Below are 2031 nucleotides of genomic sequence, written 5' to 3'. Positions count from 1 at the left end.
TTATCGGAGACGTGCAGTACAAAATCTTCATTTACTACGATCGTGTTGGAATAACCGCCATAGGTCGGCGTCTTTTTATCCTGCTCCAGGCCGTTGTAAGTCTGTGAATTTCCATTGAGGCAATATTGTTCCAGGTCTTGTTTGCAGTTTTCGCAAACGCGGCAGGAGTCTACTATACAGCCGGTTCCGGCAAGATCGCCTACTTTGAAGTTTTTCACGTGATCGCCTACTTTTACCACTCGGCCAACGATCTCGTGTCCTGGTACCATCGGGAATATTCCGGGAAACCAGTCATTCCTGACCTGGTGAAGATCGGAGTGGCATACGCCACAGAACTGGATATCAAACTGAACATCGTGCGGCCCTACTTCACGCCTTTCGAATGTCCATGGCGCAAGCGGGGTTGTTTCGTTTTGCGCAGCATAAGCTTTTGTTTGGATCATGATTTTCTGAATTTTTAGAAGGAAACCGGCCTTAAATGGCCGGTAGCAAATATAACTTTAAGTCATTGCTTTGGGGTGCCTGTTAAAAATTTATTCCGCAAAACGGAAGCTAAAAACGCAGGGATACTACCCGAAAGTATTGCCCTGCGTTCTACCTGTTACCGAAAACGTTTTCGTCCTAATCCACTACCACACTGCTCAACCCCTTTTCCACAGCCTGCTCTTCATTGCCCGGGATACCCACTCCTTCTATGCGGAAAACGGTGATATCCGACAGGCCGATAAAACTCAGCATAAATGTGAGGTATGGTACCACAAAATCATTCGCTTTTGCCGCACCTTCGGAATAGATCCAGCCGGAACTCATGGCGATGTACACTTTTTTTCCCCTGATCAATCCTTCAGCGCCTTTTTCGCCAACGGAAAATGTGATGCCTTTGCGTACAATATGATCCAGCCAGGCTTTCAGCGAAGAATGTATGCCAAAATTATACATCGGCGCACCGATCACGATGATATCAGCTTCCTGTATCGCCGCGATGGCCTCATCTGAATGTTTGACGGCTTCCAGGTTTTCTTTTGTGCGCACTTCTGCCGGCGTAAAAAATGAAGTAAGGTGGGCTTCCTCAAGATGGGGAAAATGGACATTTACGAGGTCGTACTCTTTAACTGTGCTGCCAGGATATCCGGCCAGCAATTTTTCTACTATCTTATTTCCTAAACGGATACTGTAAGAAGCATTGCCCCTCGGGCTTGAAATAACGTGCAATATTTTTTTCATTGTCATAATTTTTTTGTTGACCAAAATTATGCACCTTTGGTAACCAAAAGTAAGTACTATACAAAAGATTAGCGGTAACCTTTTGTATAGTTAACTAAAAATCAGTTAATTATGGAATATGCAAAACCAGCCAATCATACGGAATGTATCAGCCGCCTGTCTTCCATCGACGATGCGCTTTATGTGATCGGGGGCAAATGGAAGATCCGGGTGATCGTGGCGTTGAAGGAAGGCAGTAAACGTTTCAATGAAGTGCAGCGGGCCATTTCGGGCATTTCCGCCCGGGTGTTATCGGGGGAATTGAAGGATCTTGAAATGAACGGTTTTGTAAAAAGGCTCGTGCATGATAAAACGCCGGTGGTGGTGGAATACCAGCTAACCGATTACGCCGATTCTCTGGGAGATATCCTTCAATCGCTGTACGAATGGGGGCACAAGCACAGGGACAAGATCAGGATGGAAAGGAAGATGGCAGCAGGCGTTTAAGGAAAATAACATAAAAAGCAGGTGAAGTAACTCAACAAAAAAAGCACTGAATATCAGTGCTTTTTTTATTATTTCGGCGGAGAGCGAGGGATTCGAACCCCCGGACCTGTAACAGTCAACAGTTTTCAAGACTGCCGCAATCGACCACTCTGCCAGCTCTCCGCGGCAAAAGTAAGGGTTCAAATTTTGTAGAACAAAAAATTGTTACTTCTTTTTTATTTTTTTTATTGCAACGCATTTTGTATGAGGATGTTAGGATTTGAGTGCAAACCCCGGAGGTTTCCAAAACCTCCGGGGTTTATGTTTTTAAAACCTCCGGGG

At 45.2% G+C, this 2031-nt stretch carries 3 protein-coding genes and 1 tRNA gene; 1 reads left to right on the top strand and 3 read right to left on the bottom strand.

The features are described from left to right. The coding region (locus EGI32_RS10980) for an alcohol dehydrogenase catalytic domain-containing protein (RefSeq protein WP_255155422.1) at nt 1-443 on the bottom strand (443 nt) is incomplete at its 3' end. A gap of 178 nt (nt 444-621) precedes the next feature. Continuing rightward, nucleotides 622-1224 (bottom strand): FMN-dependent NADH-azoreductase, encoded by a 603-nt coding sequence (locus EGI32_RS10975; RefSeq protein WP_255155393.1) that lies wholly within the window; start codon nt 1222-1224, stop codon nt 622-624. A gap of 111 nt (nt 1225-1335) precedes the next feature. On the opposite strand from EGI32_RS10975, the gene EGI32_RS10970 reads away from it, so the two are divergent. Next, nucleotides 1336-1710 (top strand): helix-turn-helix domain-containing protein, encoded by a 375-nt coding sequence (locus EGI32_RS10970; protein ID WP_255155392.1) that lies wholly within the window; start codon nt 1336-1338, stop codon nt 1708-1710. A 77-nt stretch (nt 1711-1787) separates the two neighbouring features. On the opposite strand, the gene EGI32_RS10965 is transcribed toward EGI32_RS10970, so the two are convergent. Continuing rightward, nucleotides 1788-1872 (bottom strand) — tRNA-Ser (locus tag EGI32_RS10965). Nucleotides 1873-2031: the final 159 nt, after the last annotated feature.

Source organism: Ferruginibacter sp. HRS2-29 (assembly GCF_024343615.1).
Taxonomy (GTDB): Bacteria; Bacteroidota; Bacteroidia; order Chitinophagales; family Chitinophagaceae; genus Ferruginibacter.
The sequence above is the reverse complement of the archived record's forward strand: the minus strand, read 5'-3'. Positions and strand labels throughout refer to the sequence as shown.